This window comes from Kitasatospora sp. NPDC097605, assembly GCF_040302725.1.
Classification (GTDB): Bacteria; Actinomycetota; Actinomycetes; order Streptomycetales; family Streptomycetaceae; genus Kitasatospora.
This window is the reverse complement of record NZ_JBEOSF010000049.1, coordinates 26,263-44,852: the sequence shown is the minus strand read 5'-3', so window position 1 is coordinate 44,852 and position 18,590 is coordinate 26,263. Positions and strand designations below refer to the sequence as shown.

Sequence of the window (18,590 nt, the reverse complement as noted above, 5' to 3'; positions counted from 1 at the left end):
TCAGTGCTCCTGGGTGAGCTGGACGAGGTTGCCGCAGGTGTCGTCGAGGACCGCCGTGGTGACCGGCCCCATCTCCACGGGCTCCTGGGTGAAGCGCACGCCGAGTCCGCGCAGCCGCTCGAACTCGGCCCGCACGTCGTCCACGGCGAACGAGGCGGCGGGGATCCCGTCCTCGACCAACGCCCGCTTGTAGGGCCCGACGGCGCGGTGGCCGTCGGGCTCGAGGAGCAGTTCCGTACCGTCGGGCTGCTCGGGCGAGACCACGGTCAGCCACCGGTCCTCGCCGAGCGGGACGTCGTGCTTCGGCACGAATCCGAGCAGCTCCGTGTAGAAGCGCAGGGCCTTCGCCTGGTCGTCGACGAAGACGCTGGTCAGATTGATCCGCACGGGCTGTCCTCCGGTTCATCCGGCGTCGGCGCCCTCAGGACGACGCCACTCACCACACCACCTTAGGGAACCGGAACCGGCGGAGCCTGCCGGCCTGCCGGGCGAACCGGTGGCCGTCAGGCGAGCGGGCCGTGGCGGTCGCCCGACGGCGGAGGCGGGCCGCCGGGATCCGCATAGTGTCACGGGGTGGGCCGCAGCTCCGGAGAGACGGCGGTGCGCGGGGCCGGGGCACCGGCGGTGGGCGCGGTTTGGCGCACCCCGACGTGCTCCAGCAGCACCCCGGCGATCAGCCAGGCATTGCCGGTCGGCGAGGCGGCGGGATAGCTTCACTCCCGCACCACCCGTCATGTACCTGCCCCTCCGGTGCGCCCGCTCCGGGTGACGGGCGGTACCGCACCCGGATGATGTGGAGACCCCATGGCTCGACGAGGTTCCTTACTCCGGCTCGCCCCGGCCGTGCCGCTCGTGCTGGCACTGGCCGCCTCGCTCGGATCCCTGCCCGCGTCGGCCTCGGCGACGCCCCGCGAACCGGTCGCCGCGCAGGCCACCGCGCCCGCCGGGGACGCGCTCCCCCAGGCGTACGTCGTCAACACCGAGACCGACCGTCACACGATCGCACGGGTGGAGCGGGCCGTCACCGCGGCCGGCGGCACCGTCGTGGTCAGCTACGAGAAGATCGGCGTCATCGTCGCCCACTCGGCGGTCCCCGGTTTCGCCGAGCGGCTGCGCGCGGTGCGCGGGGTGCGGTCGGCGGGTGCCACGCGGACCGCGCCGCTCAGCGCGGCGGGGACGGCCGGTGAGGGTCCGGCGCGCCACCTCGGCGAGGCCGGCGCCGCGAGGATCGAGCAGGCGTCCGCCGTCGGCGGCGGTGAACCCCTGGAGGCCGAGCAGTGGGGCCTGCGGGCGATCGGCGCGGACAAGGCCGCGGCGATCGACCCGGGCAGCAGCGACGTCACGGTCGCCGTGATAGACACCGGCGTCGACGACACCCACCCGGACCTCGCCGTGAACTTCTCCCCGGCGCAGTCCGCGAGCTGTGTCAGCGGTAAGGCCGACACCGCCTACGGCTCCTGGCGGCCGGCGGACCCGAGCCACTTCCACGGCACACACGTGGCGGGCACCATAGCCGCGGCCCGCAACGGCGTCGGCATCGCGGGCGTGGCACCCGGCGTACGGATCGCCGGTATCAGGGTCTCCCAGCCCATCCCGCGCCAGCTGATCCACGCCGAGAGCGTCGTCTGCGCCTTCGTGTTCGCCGCGGACCACGGTGTGCAGATCACCAACAACAGCTACTACGTGGACCCGTGGCAGTACAACTGCCTGGACGACCCCGATCAGAAGGCCATCGTCGACGCGGTCGACCGCGCCCAGCGCTACGCGCAGCGCAAGGGCACCCTCAATCTCGCCGGGGCCGGCAACTCCAACCACGACCTGGCCGCCCAGGCCATCACCGACCGGGTCAGCCCCAACGACTCCACCCCCGCGAACCGGACGATCGACCCGCACAGGTGCCGGCAGCTGCCAGCGCAGCTGCCGGGCGTCGTCACGGTCGGCGCGACCGGCGCCACGCGCGCGAAGTCCTACTACTCCAGCTACGGCTTGGGCGTCATCGACGTCGCGGCGCCGGGCGGCGACCAGTACCAGGCCTCGGACACGCCGTCCGGGGAGGGCGGCATCCTGTCGACGCTGCCGGACAACCAGTACGGCTACCACCAGGGCACGTCCATGGCCGTGCCGCACGCCTCCGGCGTGGCCGCGCTGCTGAAGTCCGCCCACCCGAACGCCACCCCGGCCCAGCTGCAGCAGCTGCTCAAGGCCCGGGCGGACAACCCCGGGTGCCCGCCCGGCCCGAACGACCCGGACGGCGGGGGAAGCGGGGGCGCCGTCTGCACGGGTGGCGAGCGCGTCAACGGCTTCTACGGCTTCGGCATCGTCAACGCCCTGCGCGCGCTGGAGTAGCCGGCCGCGCGGAGGTCCGGTGGGCGGCGCGGGCGCGGGGGGTACCGCGGGCCGCGCCGCCCGGGTCGGAGCTCGGTCAGGCGGTGAAGGAGGGGACGGTGGTGATGCCCTCGGCGCCGCGGGTGTGGTCGAGGACGAGGCGGGCGACGGCGATGTCCAGGGAGCCGAGGCCGAAGGGCGAGTAGACGGCGAGCCGGGAGCGGTCGGGGCGGGCGTTGCCGAGGAGGTAGTCGCCGACCGGGCGGATGTCGGCGTACTCGACCAGGCCCGCGTCCACGGCCAGGCCCAGCGAGGTGCGCTCGCGCAGTGCGTGCGAGACCTCGTCGACGACGTGGACGGCGCCCGCCATCGCCTCCGCGGTCAGGTCGCGCAGCGACATGTGGAGCACCACCGCGCCCGGCGCGAACCAGGACGGGTCGGCCAGGTGCGGCTGCACGGCCGTGGTCGCGAGCAGGACCAGGTCGGCGCCGGCCAGGGCCTCGCGGGTGCTGCCGACGGCGACCACCTCGCCCGCCCCGTCCGCGAAGCCCGCCGCGAACGAGGCGGCCCGCTCGGGGAACAGGTCGTGGACCGCGATCGAGTCGAACTTCCAGCCGTCGGCCAGCAGTTCCCGCACCGTGGTCGCCGCGATGTAGCCCGTGCCGACCACCGCCAGCCGGCCCGCCCGCCGCTCCCCGCCGCTCAGCGCGTGCGCGCCGACCACCGCGGACAGCGCCGTACGGTAGCCGCTGATCCGCGCGCCCTCGATCACCGCCGTCGGGAAGCCCGTGCGCAGGTCGTTGAGCACGATCAGCGCGGACGCCCGGGGCAGGCCCAGGTCGAGGTTGCCGGGGAAGCTGGAGATCCACTTGATCCCCATCGCCGGGTTCTCCCCCGGCACGTACGCCGGCAGCGCGATGATCCGCTCACGGCGCGCCGGGTCGGGGTCCGGGCGCAGGAAGAGGCTGTCCGGGTTGACCAGCCTCCCCTGCGCGGCGTGGATGTACACCTCCTCGACCACGGCCCGGGACTCCCGGGCCAGGCCGGCGAGCGCGGTGTCCACCACGGCCCGGGGCAGCACACTCAGGCCGTGCACGGGGTCCGGCTCGGCGCTCGACAGCTCGGCGTTCGACGGTACGGCGTTCAAGGGTGCTCCTCGGTGACGACGGACGGACAGGGACGGATCAGCGCAGGAGTGAGAACTTCTTGGTCAGCGGGTCGATCAGCTCGCGCGGCCCGAACAGCGCGACCCCGTAGTAGTCGAGCGACTCCTCGGAGGTGGCCTTCATGCGCTCCAGCTGGTCGGCGAAGTCGCCGCCGGTCATCTCCCCGGTGAAGTCGGTGAACAGCAGCTCCGCCGCCGCAGCCTCGTCGCGCAGCTTCCGCAGCCACGCCGGCCGCCCCTCCAGGACCACCAGGGACAGCCCGGACACCGGCGCGTGCCGGCCGCCGTCGCCGTCGACGTAGGCGAGGAACGACATGTCGGCGAGCAGGTCGGGCCGTTCGACGGCGGCCCGGGCGGTCAGCGCCAGGCACATGTGCGAGGCGGCGTTGGCGGCCACACCCGGAGGCAGCTTCGCCTTCAGCGCCACCACGAACTTGAAGCGGGTGTCGACGGCGGCGGGGTCCACGAGGAGGGAGTCGAGCTGGTGCATGACGGTGCGCTTTCTCAATCGGCGAAACGGTGGGGAAGAAGGTCGGTAGGGGGAAGGGGACGGTCAGTTGAGATGGGGTGGGGCGGACGGGGAGCGGACGGAGGTCCAGCGGGCCGCCGGGAAACGCAGGAAGGACTCCACGACCGCCGGGTTGATCCGGTAGCCGGGGCGGCCCTGGATGACCGTGCCGGGGTCGAAGGTGAACGTCGTCGCCTGCCGGAAGCGCTCCTGCGCCACACCCCGGAAGCGCCGCACGCTCTGCGCCAGCGCCGCCGAGGTGCGCCCCGTGCGCACCGACAGCTCCGCCGCGGACAGCAGCGGCACATCACGGCCCTCGCTGCGGCTGCGGGTGAACTCCTCCCCCAGCACCCGCAGGATGTCGCTCAGCGGATCGGGCGTCTGCTCGTAGACGGTGATCCCCTCGATCGACAGCAACCGCCCGTACAGGGCCACTTCCACATGAACCGGCTGGTCCGGCAGCTTCGCGAGCGGACGCTCCAGGATCGGCGCCGGCACGGCGTAGCGCGAGCGCAGCCCCATGTAGTGCGCGAGCGCGCGGCGTGACGCCTCGTCGGCCGGCACCGGCTCGTCGACACCGCTCTGCAGGCAGTCCACCGCGGCCCGCAGCAGGTCCGGGACCTTCCCGCGCAGCTGCTTCGTGTAGCGGCCGATCCACTCCACCGTCGGCGCCTTGCCGTGCAGCCGGGCATGGATGATCGCGGCGTCCAGCAACGCGATGTCGCCCTGCCGGCCGAGCCCGCAGCGCCCGAGCCGCTCGTAGAGGTCCAGCGCGGAACCGATCAGGTGCTGCGACGTCGGACCGACCGGGCTGGCGCGCAGCATCCGGTGCCAGCCCGCGTACGCGGTCAGCTGGGCGTTCCAGTCCCGCGCCAGGTCGCCGAGGCGGCGGGCGAGCAGCTGGAAGATGTACGGGTAGGGCGAGGCGGGGAAGGACATCCAGCCGAAGGAGAAGAGGTCCAGCGCGGCGACGAAGTCGTGCCGGGCCCGGTACTTGCAGGCGGAGAGCAGCAGTTCGCTGGTGCGCAGATAGCGCTGGAGTATCGCGCGGTCCTGCTCGGTCAGGGCCTGCGGCCGGAGCGTCACCGACTCGACGAAGGTGCTGTAGTCGCCGCTCTGGACGTCACCGAGCTGGAAGACGGGTTCGGCGTCCTCGGCCAGCGGGTAGCGCGCGAGCACCTCGGAGACGTACTGGCGCTGCTCCTCCACCGTCGCGGCGGCCTCGTCGTCCTGGCCCAGGGTCAGCTGCACGATCACGATGTCGGTGAACAGCCAGGAGGCGTCGGCGTGGTAGCGGTAGGCACGGTAGCGGTCCAGGGAGTCCCGGAACAGCGGCTCGGCCAGCTCGGCCCGGTCGTCGGCGGCCGCGTCGAGCGCCTCGCACCAGACGCTGAAGGAGCTCGTGGTGAACGGCTCGATCCCGCCGGCGAAGCCGAGTTCGGCCGCCAGGCGGGCGAGGGCGGTGGGGAACACCGAGTCGGGGTAGGCGGACCACCCCTGGCTGAGGTGGTCCGCGACCTCCACGAGCGTGCGCGGGTCACGGTCGTCCACGGCGCGGTCCAGGAGCCCGATCAGCTCCTTGAACCGCGGCATGATCCGGCCGGTGTGCAGGAACGAGTCCTCCTCGTAGGTCCGGGCCACGGCGAGCAGCCCGTCGGCGACCGAGCCGTTGCCGTCGAGCCGGCCGCACAGGGCCGCCAGCAGCAGGGTGCGGGCCACCGCGTGCTCGTCCGCCTGGACGAGCCCGGGGCCGGAGAGGCGGCTGAGCTCCTCCAGGCCGGGGCGGGGGCCGTTGCCGTCGGCGTAGGCTTCGAGCGCTCGGTAGATCTCGGGCAGTACGTGCATCTGGTCTTCCTCATCGGCTGGCTCCGGCCCTCCTGGTGGGAGGCCGACCACTGTCTATCCCATACCGGCCGTACAGTACGGCTGGCACGCGCTCAGCGGTGTCATCGATTCGCCGATGGATTCGAGCCATTCGTCGCTGTAGATCGTGCTCTGGTACTTCTCCCCGCCGTCGGCGCAGATGCACAGCGGGTCGGTGATCTCGGGGTGCTCCGCGAGGTGGCGCACGCAGGCGGCGACCACCGCGCCGGAGGAGCCGCCGAGGTGGATGCCCGCCTCCTTCAGCACGAGCCGGCAGTAGTACGCCGCTTCCCCGATGTCGGCGAACGCCAGATGGTCGATCATGTGCGGTTCCACGAAGGAGGACTGGCGGCTGGCGCCGATGCCCGACAGGTGCCGGGTGCCGGGCGGGCCGCCGAGCGCCACCGAGCCCTTGATGTCGACGGCCACCAGGCGGGTCCGCGGGCTGTGCTCGCGGAAGCACTCGGCGAGGCCGGCGTAGGTGCCGCCGGTGGAGACGGCGGCGAACAGCGCGTCGGGCGGGTTGGCGCCGAACTGGCCGAGGATCTCCGGGCCGGTCATGGTCCGGTGGATCTCCGGGTTGCGCCGGTTCTCGTACTGGTTGGCCCAGACGTACCGCTCGTCCGAGGCCAGCAGCTCCTCGACCCTGGCGAGCCGGGAGAGCAGGTAGCCGCCGACCGGGTCCGGCCGGTCGACCTCGATGACGGTGGCGCCGAGTTCGCCGAGCCGGTCCCGGCACTCGGCCGTGATCATGGGATCGACCACGGCCGAGAAGCCGACGCCCAGGTAGCGCGCCATGCTCGCGAGTGCCACCCCGAGGTTCCCGGAGGTCGACTCCAGGAGCTCCACCCCGGGCCGGAGCCGGCCCTCCTCGGCCAGCCCGCGCACCAGTCCGTACGCGGTACGGGCCTTGACCGAGCCGGTGAGGTTGTGGCCCTCCAGCTTGAGGTGGATCCTCCGGGGCCGTCCGAGGACCTCGATGGTCACCGTCTTGACCGGGGTGAGCCCCAGTAACGTCTGGAAGCGGTCGAGGTGTTGTCCGAAGAGCATGGCAGTTGTACTCCCGGTGCGTAACATCAGGGGCTCACGGGGACGTCGTCACGCCGACTTCTCGACGGTGGCGTACACGACCCAGTTGTCGTGGGTGTGCGGGTAGGGACGGAAGTCGCCGTGCGGCGGGTCGTCCCAGGAGACGCGGTCGAGCTCGACGATCGTCCAGTCGGCGAACAGCGCCCGGATGTCCTCCTCCTCGTAGTACCGGAAGAGCGTGTCCTTGTAGGCGAAGGTGTGCTTGCCGATCTCCTCGCCCTCACCGTAGGTGCCGTCGGTGGTGGTGAAGGCGTTGGTGACGAAGAGGCCGCCCGGGGTGACGATGCGGCGGGCCTCGGCGACGAGGTCGGTCGGGTCCTGGATCTGCCCGAAGACGTCGAAGCAGGTGACCGCGTCGACCGAGGAGTCGATCAGCGGCAGGGTGGTGGCGTCGGAGCGCAGCAGGAACGAGCGGCGCTGGATGATCCGGCGGGCGTGGGCGAGGCCGGTCGGCGCGATGTCCACGCCGAGGGCGTTGAAGCCGGCCGCGGCGAGCGCCGCGAGGTTGCGCCCGTCGCCGCAGCCGAGGTCCACGACGGTGCCGATCTGGCGCTTGCTCAGCGCCTCGATGGCGGCGGGGATGACGGGGATCGGGTCCTCCTGCCAGAGCGGGCCCTCGCTCTGGTCCTGGTAGGCCTTCTCCCAGCCGTACTGCAGGTCTCCGTAGGTCTCTGAACTTGTCATCTTGACTCCCTTAGTTGACTTGCGACTAGCATCCTAGGTGGTCCAATTGACATGGCAAGAGCGATCTCAATATTTGGTCGCGCGAGTGCTCCGGAGAGGGTGGAATCCAGCCATGGCCACTGACAGTCCGTCACCACGGGGAACCGCAGAGGAGGACAGGCCGGCCGTGCTCCGGGCCGCCGGCGGCATCGCCCTGGCCGTCGGCGCCTACGGCCTGTCCTACGGCGCCCTCGCCACCGCGGCGGGGCTCTCCGTCTGGCAGGCGCAGGCGCTGTCCCTGCTGATGTACGGCGGATCCTCGCAGCTCGCGCTGGTCGGGGTGCTCGCCTCCGGCGGAACCGGCGCGGCCGCCGGGACCACCGCCGCCCTGCTCGGCGTCCGCAACCTCTTCTACGGCGTCAGCATGGCCAGGATGCTGCGCCCCCGACGGCGCGAACTGGTGCCGATGGCCCACCTGATGAGCGACGAGAGCGCGGCCATGGCGGCCGGCCGCCGAACGCCCGCGACGGCCCGCTACGCCTACTGGGCGACCGGGCTGGCGGTGTTCCTCTGCTGGAACGCCGCGACCCTGATCGGGGCGCTGGTCGGCTCCGTGCTGGACGATCCGGCCGCGCTCGGCCTGGACGCGGCGTCCTCCGCCGCCTTCCTCGCCCTGGTCGCCCCGCGGCTGCGCGAGCGCGGCAACCAGGCGGTGTTCCTGGCGGCCGGCCTGGTCGCCGTGGGCTGCTCGGTGGTGGCCGGCTCCGGGCTCCCGGTCGTCCTGGCCGGGCTGACCGCGCTCGGGGTGCTGTTCCTGCCCACCGGGCGCGCCCGCGCCGCCGCCCCCGAGCCGAGCCGCGGCCCCGACCCGGTCCACCCGGTGCTCCCGGGTCCGGCCGGGAGCCCGCCCGAGCGGACCGGGCAGCGGTCCGTCCGTACCGAGAAGCGAGGAGAGCACCGTTGAGCTGGACCTGGATCGCCGTCGCGGCCGCGGCCTGCTTCGTGCTGAAGCTGGCCGGCCTGCTCATCCCGGCCCGGGTGCTGGCCGCCCCGGCGGTCGCCCGGGTGTCGGAGGCCATTCCGGTGGCCCTGCTGGCGGCGCTGATCGCCACCCAGACCTTCGTCAGCGACCACCGGCTGGTCGTCGACGCCCGGTTGGCCGGACTGGTGGTGGCGGCCGTCCTGCTGCGGCTGCGGGCGCCGTTCCTGGTCGTGGTGCTCGGCGCGGCGGCGGTCGCGGCCCTGCTGCGCTGGCTCAACCTGGCCTCCTGACCGGCGCCAGCCGCTCGTTGAGGTCCTCCAGGGTGGAGCCGTTGGAGCGCGGGCCGAGCACCCCGATGTCCACGGCGATCGCCACCAGGGTGGCCGCCACCACGCCGAACAGCGCGTTGGGGCCGTACCGGGAGAGCAGCGGCACCAGGACGAAGGGCATGGCGGCGGTGGTGATCCGGGACAGCGAGTACGTCCAGCTCACCGCCGCCACCCGGTGCGTGGTCGGGAAGATCTCGACCTGGTAGACGTGGTAGGCGTTGGAGAAGACATTGCTGACGGCCGTGTAGGCGACACCGGCCAGCACGATCGTGGTGTTGACGGAGGCGTACCCGAAGAGCAGCCCGAAGGAGGCCATCGCCAGCGAGGAGCCGACGATCAGGTACTTGCGCTCCACCCGTTCGATCAGCGGTACCGAGAAGAGCGAGCCGAGCGGGTAGCCGGCGAAGGAGAGCGCGCTGAAGAGCAGCGAGTTGACCACCGAGTAGCCCTTGGCGGCGAGCACCAGCGGTGCCATCGTGCCGAAGCCGTAGCCGCCGAAGGCCTGCAGCAGGTGGAAGATGGTCATCATCGTGACGCGTCTTCGGTGCACCGCCCCCAGCGCCGGCCTGGCCCGGGCGGACTCCGACTCCGGGTCGCCCTGCGCGTCGCCGCCGTGTGCCCCGCCGCCGTGCTCCGGCGCCGCGGGCACGGCGGCCCGCTTCACCGGCTCCGCGACGGGTTCCGGGGCCGCGGCTTGCTCCGGGATCCGCGCGGCGGACGCAGGGGCGGCCGCGCCGGCCTCGCGCTCCAGCCGGGTGAGGATGGCGTCCGCCTCGGCCGTCCGCCCCGCCGACTCCAGCCAGCGCGGCGACTCGATGAACAGCCGGCGGGCCGCCAGCACCGCGAAGCCGCCCACCGCGCCGGTCAGGAACAGCCAGCGCCAGCCGTCCACCCCGAGCGGGCTGAGCGGCACCAGCCAGCGCGCCGTCAGCCCGACCGCGGGCACCCCGAGGAAGGCGATGGTGTACGCCAGCGCCGTCCAGCGGCCGCGCAGCCGGGCCGGCAGCAGGTCGCTGAGGTAGGCGTCGGCGAGCGGCAGCACCGGGCCGATGCCCAGCCCCGCCAGCAGCCGGGCCGCCACCAGCATCGGCATCCCGTGACTGAGCCCGCCCAGCGCGGAGAACACCGAGTACACGGCGACGGACACCAGCAGGGCCCGGCGGCGGCCCAGCCGGTCGGCGAGCCGGCCCATCGCCAGCACGCCGATCGACATGCCGACGAACACCGAGGCGATGACCGCCGACACCTCGGTGCGGTTGAGGTGGTACTCCTCCCGCATGACGGTGCCGAGCACCCCCGACATGAAGATCTCGAACATGTCGAAGAACAGCGCGACACCCACGACCAGGACCACACGGCGGTGGGTGCGGGTCAGCGGGAGGCGGTTCATGCGCTCGGCGATCTCGCTCCGCGCGTCCTGGATCGAGCCTGTCAGTGCCACGGGTTGACTCCTCGGGGATCCGGTCTGCGGCGCGGCGCGGGCCAGGGCTTGTCCGGGACAAGCCCTACTCGGTGCCGGGCGCCCACTTGATCGAGCAGCCGATGCTGGCGCGGTGCGGCTCGGGGACGGGCCGGCCGGCCAGCACCTCGGCGACCGCCGCGCGCAGCAGCGCGCCGTCCACCGGCTCCTCGTTGCCCGGCCGGGCGGCGTCCAGCGCTCCCCGGTAGGCGAGCCGGCGCTGGGCGTCGTAGAGGAAGAAGTCCGGGGTGCAGGCCGCCCGGTGGGCCCGGGCCACCGACTGGTCGGCGTCCACCAGGTAGGGGAACGTCCAGCCGGTGCGGTCGAGCTGGCCGCGCAGGCCGGCCAGGTCGTCGTCCGGGGCGACGCCGGTGTCGTTGCTGCAGATCGCGACCACGGCCAGCTGCGGGAGGTCCCGGGCGAGCGCCCCGAGGCCGGCCTCGATGTGCCGCACGAACGGGCAGTGGTTGGACAGGAAGGCCACCAGCAGCGCGGGCGCGGCGGCGAAGTCGCCGCTGCGGACGGTCTTGCCGTCCAGGGACGGCAGCGCGAACTCGGGGGCGGGGGTGCCGATCGGCACCATGAAGGAGGAGACGGGCATCGGGACGGGCCTTCCTAGCCGGCTTCGTTGAGGATCAGCGGGTCGTCCGCGGAGGCTCCCCGGGAGTCGTTGACGAACTCCACGTACATGCCGTCGGGGTCGCGGACGAAGAAGTAGTCGACCAGGGTGCGCCCGCGGGCGATCTCGGTCACCTCGCCGATGCCGGCCCGGACGATCTCCTCGCGGGCCGCCGCGAGGTCGTCCACGGTGAAGGCGATGTGCTTGACGCCCGTGACGGGCAGGTTGTTGCCGGGGGTGAAGGTCGGCGGCTCCTGGCCGCCGTCGCCGGCGTAGTGGAACAGCTCCAGCACCCAGCCCTCGTCGAGCTGCAGGTGGGAGATGGTCAGCGACTTGTCGGCCTTCGACCACTCGGCGATCAGCCGGAAGCCGAACCAGCCGTAGAAGGACTTCGACGCGTCGAGGTCCCCGACGGTCAGCGCGGTGTGGTGCGGGACGAACCTGATGGTCATCGGTGCTCTCCCTGGGGAGTCGTGGGCTGGGTGGTGGTCGGCCGGGCGGGGCCGCCGGCCGCCCCGGGGGCGGAGAGGCCGGCGGCGGAGTGGAGGACGTCCAGGAACTCGATGCGCGGCGGGCCCTGGGCGAACCGCCCGTAGCGGGCGCCGAACTCCGCGGTCTGGGCGGTCGCCCGGTGCTCCAGGAACGCCGCCCGGTCGCGGTAGATCTCGTAGAAGACCCGGGCCAGCGGCTCGTCGTCGACGCGGTGCACCGCGTAGCCGACCAGGCCGGGCTCGTGCGCGGCCTCCGAGATCCGCCAGGCGGCGAGGGCGTCGAACCCCTCGACGCCCTCCGGGGTCAGGTCGAAGCGGGCCACGACTGCGTACACGGTCGTCCTCCTCGGTCGCGGGGCGGGGCTACGCGGCGGCGGGGCCGGTGGCGAGCTGGGGGAACCCGCCCGCGTAGGAGACGCCCCGGGCCAGCTCGTCCTCGTTCGCCCGGACGGCCTCCTCCAGGGCGACGGTCCAGTCGTCCTTGACGCCCTTCTCCCGGGCGGTGGCGAGGATCTGGCGCAGCGGGTTGATGTGCGCCTCGGACAGGCCGCGCAGGCTGCGGATCTGCTCGTCGGTCACGTCCTGGCCGAACGCCTTGGGCAGCGGACGGCCGGCCACCCGGAAGTTGAGGATCGTCCGGATGCACTTCTCGCAGCGCCCGCAGTTGCGGTCCTTGTGCTCGCCCTGCCAGCAGACCCGCAGGTTGTCGGCGCCCTCCGGCCACGCCACGGACAGCCCGGCGACCTTGTCGCTGCGGTCCACGCCGGCCGCGTCGTGGTGCACCCGCAGCCGCCCGCCGGAGAGCATCCAGTCGGACATCGGGTTGGAGCCCCAGGGCAGCAGCAGCGAGCCGTACGGCTCCGAGCTGGCGATCAGGCCGTGCCGGTACCAGCCGCTGAAGAGGGTGAGCACCGAGACCATGCCGGTGCCGAAGGCGTCCTCCCAGTCGGCGAGGTCGCTGTGCCACAGCTCGCGGAAGTTGGTGGCCACTGGGATCAGCTCGACGCCGACGGTGGCCAGCAGCGGGGTGCTGCGGCGCTGCAGCGACTCGTAGGCCTCGGTGTCGGTGAGCGGGATGTCGAAGCCGTGCACCATGACCGCGCCGGTCAGGTTGAGGGCGGAGCGCCCGGCCGTCCGGCGGACGTGGCGCACGGTGGTGAAGGCGCTGTCGACGCCGCCGGAGAAGGTCTGGATCGCCGAGCGGTCGTCGGGGCCCTCGCGGTCGGGCAGCTCCTGGTCGGCGGTGACCCGGATCGGGGTGTAGCGGCCCGGGCGCCACTGGGCCCAGGCGGCCTGGAACTCCTCCAGGTTGTCCAGCAGGGTGGCGGTGACCGGTCCGGCGGCGTGCAGGTCCTCGCCGCGGCGGATCGAGGCGAACAGGGCGGCGATGACGAACGGGTCCAGGGCGTCGGTGACCCGGTCGGCGAACCGCTCCGGGAAGCGGTACCAGAGGCGGTCGGCGGACGCGCCGTCCTCGCTCGTCACGGTGACGGACAGCTCCATCGTGCCGTCGGTGGTGACGCGCTGGACGTTTCCGAGCCTCATGCGTGAACTCCTTCTGCGTGCGGTGGCGGTGGTGTGCGGGAGGTGCCCGGTTTCGGCGGCTCGATGAGCTCGATGATGTTGCCGTCCGGGTCGCGGAAGTACAGGAATCCGGTGCCGGCGGCCTCGACCGGCAGGTCGACGACGACCGGGCCCTCGCCCTCGATCGGCAGGCCGAGCCGGCGCAGCTCCTCGGCGGCGGCGGCCAGGTCGGGCACCCGGAAGGCGATGTGGCGCCAGCCCTCGGCGTTGGCCGGCGCCTTCGGCGAGCCGTCCTCGCCCCGGCGGTACTCGGTCAGCTCGACGACCGTCTCCGCGCCGGGGACGAGCAGGTGGACGGTGGTGGCCTCGGCCCCCGGGACGCCCACGCCGGCCGCGAACCGGGGCGAGCAGAGTTCCAGGCGCTTGAGCGGCTCGGCGCCGAGGACCTCCTGGTAGAAGGCCGACAGGCGGTCGAGGTCGCGGGTGACGACGGCGACGTGCAGCAGGGCTTCGGTACGGATCGCCATCAGACCGCCACCGCCTCTCCGGTGGCGCCGGCCCGGGCGAGCGCCTCGAAGGCCGGGTCGAGCGCGGGCAGCAGCCGGGTCATCCGGTCGCGCCGGCGCTGTTCGAGGAAGGCCAGGAAGGCGCGGCCGACGCCGGTGGCCAGGCCCTGCCGGAAGGCGTCGACCACCCACTCCTGGAGGATGTCGCTGCGCACCGTGCCGGGGCGGGCCGTCACGGGGGCGGCGCCGGTGCGTCCGGCGATCGCGGCGTGGATCAGCTCCGAGGGCCGGAGCACCTCGTCGAGGTCGACCCGCGACTGCGGCCCCGGGGTGTCCGAGGTGAGCGCGGCGTGCGCCGTCGAGATCATCGCCAGCATGTTGTCGTCCACCGTGAACAGGCTCTTGGCGAGGACGGTCTCGCCCCGGCAGAGGAACACCCCGGCCTTGATGTCGGTGAGTTCCTCGCAGATGGGGGCGTAGGTGGCGTGCACCGAGAGCCGTTCGCGGCAGAGCAGGTCGAGGGTGCGGACGGTCGTCGGGTGCTGGAGGTCGGAGTAGTGGACGAAGGCGGCGCCGCCCGCGGCCCGGCCGACGACCACCCCCTCGCCCAGCCGCATCGGCTGCTCGCCGCCGCCCATCGGGTCGAGGTCCTCGGCGTGCTCGACGGAGACCGGTTCGCCGAGCAGGTCGGCGCCGATGTACAGCTGGTGCGGCAGCTCGACCTCGAAGACGGTCGGCGAGGTGGTCCCGGAGGCGCCGCGGCCGCGCAGGTTGTCCGCCCGGCGGTCCTTGGAGAAGTTGGTGACGCACAGCGAGGGGTCCAGCTCGTACTGCTCGACGAGTTCGCGCACGGTGCGGTGCACCTTGGAGTGCAGGTAGTTGCGCACCAGGACGACCCGGGAGTCGGCGAGCACCCGGCCGACCTCGGCGCGCAGCTCGGGGGCGACCAGGAAGGGCTTCTCCACCACGAAGCGGCGGTAGCCGGCCTGCCACCACTCGATCAGCGCGGGGGCCAGGCTGCGGCTCGGCAGGCACAGGTCGACGATGGTGCTCGCGGGCGCCGTCGGGGCGAGCAGGGCCCGCTCGCGGGCGATCGGCGCGGCCGACCCGTCCGCCCTCAGCAGCCGGTCGAGTTCGGCGCCGGGGCGGCCGGTGCGGTCGACGAACTGGATGCGTGCCAGGTCGAGCCGGCCGGAGCGGGCGAGCCGGGAGTACGCCCGGTAGTGCAGCGATCCCGCCTTCCCGGCGCCGACGATGACGATGTCCATCGGCGCTACCCGGCCTTCACGTGTTCGACCGGGCGGTCGTTGTCGGCGGCGCCGACGTGGAAGGCGAGGTAGCGCAGCCGCTCGTCGCCGACCGACTCGATGCGGTGCTTCGAGCCGCGCGGGATCCGGACGCAGTGCTCGGGTTCGAGCGCGTACTCCTGGCCGTTGAGGTGCAGGCGGGCCCGGCCGGCGATGATGAAGTAGTACTCGTCGGTCTCCGGGTGGTGGTGCAGCTGGCCGCCCCGGCCGGGTTCGGCGCTGGCCATCGCGACCCGGACGACCCGCTGGTCGGGGTGGTCGGCCGCGGCGAAGAGCAGCGACCTGACGACGTCACCGCCGTAGACCGGCTGGGTGACCGCCGCGACGTCGATCATGGGGTCCATCGGTTCCTCCTCGGTTCCGTCCGGGTCGTCAGATCAGCTCGCAGGACTTCATGATCTGTTCGAGTTCGGCGACCCGGCCCTCGGCCAGCGGGGTGAGCGGCAGGCGCGGGTCGCCGACCTCGAAGTGGGCGATCGAGAACGCCTTCTTGAGGGCGATCGGGTTGGTCGCGAAGTAGATCGCGCGGTAGAACTCGGCGAACTTCAGGTAGAGGTCGCGGGCGGTGACGAAGTCGCCGGCGAGGGCGGCGTCCACGATGGACCGGCTCTGGCGGGGCATCACGTTGGCGGCCACCGAGATGTGGCCGTGGCCGCCGAGCAGCAGGGTGGGCAGCGCGGTGAAGTCGTTGCCGCAGAGCACCACGAAGTCGGAGTCCCGCACGAGGTGCAGCATCCGGCGCATCCGGACGATGTCCTGGTTGCCCTCCTTGATGCCCGCGATGTTGGGGTGCTGGGCGAGTTCGGCGACCTGGTCGGGGCTGATGTCGACGGTGGTGCGGCCGGGGAGGTTGTGCATCAGCAGCGGCACCGAGATCGCGTCGGCCAGGGTGCGGTAGTAGGCGACCAGGCCGCGCTCGGTGGGCGGGTCGAGGTAGGGGGTGAAGGCGAGCACCGCGTCGGCGCCCAGCCGCTCGGCCTCCTTGGCGAGTTCGAGCGTGCGGGTGAGGTTCTCGGTGCCCATGTCGGGCAGCACCAGGGCCCGGCCGGCGGCCTGCTCGACGACGATCTCGGTGATCCGCACCTTCTCGCGGTCGGTCAGCGCGGCGGCCTCGCCGGTCACGCCGTTGGGGCACAGCCGGGTGACGCCGTTCTCGATCTGGAAGTCGACCAGGCGGCGCAGGGCGGCCTCGTCGAGCTCTCCGGAGGGCCCGAAGGGCGTCAGCAGGGTGGTGTACGCGCCGGTGAAGCGGAGCGTGTCGGTACTGAGCATGGACGCTCTCTCCCAAGGGGGTCGTGGTGCGGCGGAGTTGGGGGGTGTGCCGGAGCGGGTGGCGGGTGCCTCAGCGCGCGCTGCCGACCGGCTCCCGGGTGTCGGCCTCGGGGGCCGTCAGGTGCCAGAGGCTCTGCGCCATCGCCTGGGCGGCCCTGCCCGGTTCGTCGACCAGGCCGCGCTCCAGGAGGAGGATCTCCAGGGCGGTCAGGACCGGCAGCAGGTCCAGCGGGCGGACCGCGCCGATGTGGCCGATCCGCAGGATGCGGCCCTTCAGCTCGCCCTGGCCGGCGGCGATCCGCAGCCGGAACCGCTCGGTCAGCTCGTCCAGCAGGCCGCGGGCCCGCGGGTCGTCGGGCAGCCGGGCGACCGAGAGGGCGGCGGCCGGATCGGCGCGCGGGTAGAGCGGCAGGCCGAGCGCGACGAGCCCGGCGCGGCAGACCGCGGACGCCTGGGCGTGGCGCTGCCACACCCGTTCCAGGCCCTCCGCCTCGATCAGGTCGAGCCCGGCGGCGACCCCGAGCAGCGCCGCCACCGGCGGGGTGTTGGGCACCGTGTGGTCCAGGCCGCTCTCGCGCAGGTGCCGCAGGTTCCAGTAGGAGTAGCCGAGGTCGGTGCGCAACCGGCTCCAGGCCTCCGGGCGGACGGCGACGAAGGCCGCGCCGGGCGGGCTCATCAGGCCCTTGTGGGAGGCGGTGACCGCGAGGTCGACCCCCCAGGCGTCCTGCTCGAAGGGCTGGACGCCGATGGTCGTCATGGTGTCGGCGACGACGGTCGCGCCGGCCGCCCGGCCGAGGGCCGCCAGCCGTTCGACGTCGTGGCCGACGCCGGTGGAGGTCTCGCAGTGCGTCAGGAACAGGTGGCGCGGCCGGTACCGGGTGAGGTCGCGTTCGACCAGCCCGGGGTCGAAGGTGTGGCCGTCGGGTGCCTCGTGGAGGTGCACCCGGGCGCCGTAGGTGCGGCACAGCTCGGCCCAGCGGCGGCCGTACTTGCCGGCCGCCAGCACCAGGACGTCGTCCCCCGGGGCGACCGTGTTCAGCACGGCGGCCTCCATCGCGCCGCTGCCGGAGGACGGCAGGAGCAGGACGTCGCCGGCGGTGCGGAACAGCCGTTGCAGGCCGCCCTGAATGCGGGCGTACAACTCGCGGAATTCCGCGGAGCGGTGGTGCACGAGCGCGGACACGGAGGCCAGCCGCACCCCGACGGGTATCTGTGCGGGCCCCGGAGTGAACATGTCGATTTCCCGCATGAGGAACTCCGATGGATTCTGCAGGGGCAGGGTTCGTGAGCCGCAATCAGAATGTACGCCGGTCGAACGGAAATCAAGGGTGCCTCTTCCGGGAATCCGGCCCGAATTCTGGCACGCCGAACACCGGAATGGCGCCGGGGCGCAGAAGAGTGAAAATGACGCGCAATGTTACGGAAAGGGGAATCAGTGGTCCCGGTACGCCGCCGCGGCGGCCGTCGCGGAGAGCCGGTGGCGCCACTCGGGGCTCAGCGGGGCGTCCGCCAGGGACTGCCGGGCGCGCGCCACCAGGGCGGCGATCCGGGCCTCGACCGCGGCGTGCGCGGTCGCGCCGGCCCGGCCCCGGTCCGGGGGATCGCTCCGCCGGGCCGTCACCCGGCCCGGGCCGCGGGCCTCGCGGCGCACCGCGAGCGCCATCAGCAGGGTGGTCCGCCCGGCCCGGGCGTCCGCGCCGGTGGGCTTCCCTGCGGATCCGGGGTCGCCGAACGCGTCGATGAGGTCGTCCCGCAGCTGGAAGGCCTCCCCCAGTGCCTCGCCGTACCCGGCGAAGCAGGGGGCGAGGTCGGTCCGCCCGGCCAGCAGGGCGCCGAGCACCAGCGGCCGGTGGACGGTGTAGCGGCCGGACTTGAGGACCGCGATCCGCCGGGCGAGCTCCGCGTCGGCGAGGGCGGCGGCCGAGGCCGTGACGTCCATCGCCTGACCGGCGATCAGCTCGGTCTTCAGCTCGAACCACTCCCGGCTCACCTCGGGCGAGAGGTCCGCCATCAGGTGGTCGGCGTAGGCCCAGGCCAGGTCGCCCGCGAGGACGGCCATCGACTCGCCGTACCGGCGGGGCTCGCCGCGCCAGCCCCGGGTGCGGTGCAGGTCGGCGTGCCAGGCGTGGGCGCTGCGGGCCGAGCGGCGCAGCGCGGCGTCGTCCATCACGTCGTCGTGCAGCAGGGCGGCGGTGTGGAGCAGTTCGAGGGCCATCGCGGCGCGGACCGGGCGTTCTCCGGGGGTGCCGCCGGCGGCGAGGTAGCCGCTGAGCAGGAAGCGGGGTCTGATCCGCTTGCCGCCGGAGCGGACCAGTTCGGCGACGGCGCGGGCCGGGTCGGCCTCGCGCGGGGTGACGGTCTCCTGGCGGCCCCGTTCGCGGGCGAGGAAGGCGGTGAGGCCTTCCTCGACCCGCTCCAGCAGGGAGCGCAGTCCGGATCCGTCGTCCAGCTCGGACGGTGCGGGAGCAGGTGACGCAGCCATGGTGCA

General features: G+C 73.2%; 20 protein-coding genes. 3 read left to right on the top strand and 17 right to left on the bottom strand.

Annotation, left to right across the window (positions count from 1 at the left end):
• Positions 1-387 (bottom strand): VOC family protein, encoded by a 387-nt coding sequence (locus ABTX81_RS35340; RefSeq protein WP_350554223.1) that lies wholly within the window; start codon positions 385-387, stop codon positions 1-3.
• A gap of 417 nt (positions 388-804) precedes the next feature.
• On the opposite strand from ABTX81_RS35340, the gene ABTX81_RS35335 reads away from it, so the two are divergent.
• Positions 805-2,346, top strand: a complete 1,542-nt coding sequence (locus ABTX81_RS35335) for a S8 family serine peptidase (RefSeq protein ID WP_350554221.1) — start codon at positions 805-807, stop codon at positions 2,344-2,346.
• Between the two features lie 76 nt (positions 2,347-2,422).
• Here ABTX81_RS35335 and ABTX81_RS35330 read toward each other — a convergent pair whose 3' ends face one another.
• From ABTX81_RS35330 to ABTX81_RS35310, 5 genes are read right to left on the bottom strand one after another with little or no spacing between them, the layout of a single operon-like run.
• Positions 2,423-3,472, bottom strand: coding sequence for a 2,3-diaminopropionate biosynthesis protein SbnB (locus ABTX81_RS35330; RefSeq protein WP_350554219.1), 1,050 nt, complete (start codon positions 3,470-3,472; stop codon positions 2,423-2,425).
• Between the two features lie 37 nt (positions 3,473-3,509).
• Positions 3,510-3,998: a DUF2000 domain-containing protein gene (locus tag ABTX81_RS35325; RefSeq protein ID WP_350554216.1), complete on the bottom strand. Its 489-nt coding sequence runs from the start codon at positions 3,996-3,998 to the stop codon at positions 3,510-3,512.
• Between the two features lie 45 nt (positions 3,999-4,043).
• Entirely contained in the window at positions 4,044-5,843 is a 1,800-nt protein-coding gene (locus ABTX81_RS35320) for a hypothetical protein (protein ID WP_350554214.1), read from the bottom strand.
• 54 nt (positions 5,844-5,897) lie between these two features.
• Positions 5,898-6,911 (bottom strand): pyridoxal-phosphate dependent enzyme, encoded by a 1,014-nt coding sequence (locus ABTX81_RS35315; RefSeq protein ID WP_350554212.1) that lies wholly within the window; start codon positions 6,909-6,911, stop codon positions 5,898-5,900.
• Positions 6,912-6,959: 48 nt separating this feature from the next.
• Positions 6,960-7,634, bottom strand: coding sequence for a class I SAM-dependent methyltransferase (locus tag ABTX81_RS35310; RefSeq protein WP_350554210.1), 675 nt, complete (start codon positions 7,632-7,634; stop codon positions 6,960-6,962).
• A 166-nt stretch (positions 7,635-7,800) separates the two neighbouring features.
• On the opposite strand from ABTX81_RS35310, the gene ABTX81_RS35305 reads away from it, so the two are divergent.
• Both ABTX81_RS35305 and ABTX81_RS35300 read left to right on the top strand, forming a co-directional pair.
• A complete protein-coding gene (locus ABTX81_RS35305; RefSeq protein ID WP_350554208.1) occupies positions 7,801-8,577 on the top strand; it encodes an AzlC family ABC transporter permease in 777 nt (258 codons plus the stop codon).
• Entirely contained in the window at positions 8,574-8,885 is a 312-nt protein-coding gene (locus tag ABTX81_RS35300) for an AzlD domain-containing protein (protein ID WP_350554206.1), read from the top strand. Before ABTX81_RS35305 ends, ABTX81_RS35300 begins: the two co-directional genes overlap by 4 nt.
• On the opposite strand, the gene ABTX81_RS35295 is transcribed toward ABTX81_RS35300, so the two are convergent.
• The 11 genes from ABTX81_RS35295 to ABTX81_RS35245 form a co-directional block, all read right to left on the bottom strand.
• The gene (locus tag ABTX81_RS35295) at positions 8,869-10,365 is read right to left on the bottom strand and encodes an MFS transporter (RefSeq protein WP_350554204.1); all 1,497 of its coding nucleotides are present in this window, start codon (positions 10,363-10,365) and stop codon (positions 8,869-8,871) included. The genes ABTX81_RS35300 and ABTX81_RS35295 overlap by 17 nt on opposite strands.
• A gap of 64 nt (positions 10,366-10,429) precedes the next feature.
• Entirely contained in the window at positions 10,430-10,984 is a 555-nt protein-coding gene (locus ABTX81_RS35290; protein WP_350554202.1) for a thioredoxin family protein, read from the bottom strand.
• 14 nt (positions 10,985-10,998) lie between these two features.
• Positions 10,999-11,454: a VOC family protein gene (locus ABTX81_RS35285; RefSeq protein WP_350554200.1), complete on the bottom strand. Its 456-nt coding sequence runs from the start codon at positions 11,452-11,454 to the stop codon at positions 10,999-11,001.
• Positions 11,451-11,828: a putative quinol monooxygenase gene (locus ABTX81_RS35280; protein WP_350554198.1), complete on the bottom strand. Its 378-nt coding sequence runs from the start codon at positions 11,826-11,828 to the stop codon at positions 11,451-11,453. Before ABTX81_RS35280 ends, ABTX81_RS35285 begins: the two co-directional genes overlap by 4 nt.
• Positions 11,829-11,856: 28 nt before the next feature.
• Complete coding sequence (locus ABTX81_RS35275) at positions 11,857-13,038, bottom strand: hypothetical protein (protein WP_350554196.1); 1,182 nt, start codon at positions 13,036-13,038, stop codon at positions 11,857-11,859.
• Complete coding sequence (locus ABTX81_RS35270) at positions 13,035-13,544, bottom strand: VOC family protein (protein ID WP_350554194.1); 510 nt, start codon at positions 13,542-13,544, stop codon at positions 13,035-13,037. The genes ABTX81_RS35275 and ABTX81_RS35270 overlap by 4 nt, the downstream gene beginning before the upstream one ends.
• The gene (locus ABTX81_RS35265) at positions 13,544-14,791 is read right to left on the bottom strand and encodes a hypothetical protein (RefSeq protein ID WP_350554192.1); all 1,248 of its coding nucleotides are present in this window, start codon (positions 14,789-14,791) and stop codon (positions 13,544-13,546) included. The genes ABTX81_RS35270 and ABTX81_RS35265 overlap by 1 nt, the downstream gene beginning before the upstream one ends.
• A gap of 5 nt (positions 14,792-14,796) precedes the next feature.
• Complete coding sequence (locus ABTX81_RS35260) at positions 14,797-15,174, bottom strand: cupin domain-containing protein (RefSeq protein ID WP_350554190.1); 378 nt, start codon at positions 15,172-15,174, stop codon at positions 14,797-14,799.
• 28 nt (positions 15,175-15,202) lie between these two features.
• Complete coding sequence (dapA, locus tag ABTX81_RS35255) at positions 15,203-16,102, bottom strand: 4-hydroxy-tetrahydrodipicolinate synthase (protein WP_350554188.1); 900 nt, start codon at positions 16,100-16,102, stop codon at positions 15,203-15,205.
• Between the two features lie 70 nt (positions 16,103-16,172).
• Positions 16,173-17,351 (bottom strand): pyridoxal-phosphate-dependent aminotransferase family protein, encoded by a 1,179-nt coding sequence (locus ABTX81_RS35250; protein ID WP_350554186.1) that lies wholly within the window; start codon positions 17,349-17,351, stop codon positions 16,173-16,175.
• A 183-nt stretch (positions 17,352-17,534) separates the two neighbouring features.
• Positions 17,535-18,584 carry a polyprenyl synthetase family protein gene (locus ABTX81_RS35245; protein ID WP_350554184.1) on the bottom strand — a complete coding sequence of 350 codons (1,050 nt, stop codon included), beginning with the start codon at positions 18,582-18,584 and terminating at the stop codon, positions 17,535-17,537.
• Positions 18,585-18,590: the final 6 nt, after the last annotated feature.